This is a genomic window from Oleiphilus sp. HI0132 (assembly GCF_001635845.1).
In genome coordinates, this window is the sequence record NZ_LWGJ01000796.1 from 1 (window position 1) to 346 (window position 346).

General features: G+C 44.8%; 1 pseudogene. It reads left to right on the top strand.

Annotated features, from left to right (window positions below):
* A pseudogene (locus A3766_RS30835) lies at positions 1-346 on the top strand (2-isopropylmalate synthase); the annotation flags it as partial.

The following is a 346-nucleotide window of genomic DNA, read 5'->3' on the forward strand; positions in this document are numbered from 1 at the left end:
TAGCCAAGGTATCGACCCTGAATTGAACTTCTCTGATATGGATGAAATTATCCATACAGTTAAGGCGTGTACACAAATAGATGTTCACCCTCGACACCCTTACGCTGGCGACTTGGTGTTTACCGCTTTTTCTGGCAGTCATCAGGATGCGATTAAAAAATGCTTGTCTGTGCGTAAAAAAGAAGATCCATGGCAAGTTGCTTATTTGCCGATAGACCCGACTGATTTGGGGCGTAGTTATCAGGAGGTTATTCGTGTTAACTCGCAATCGGGCAAAGGCGGTATCGCATATAGCCTAGAGCGTGATTATGGCTTGAATTTGCCTCGCTGGTTACAGGTGGAATTT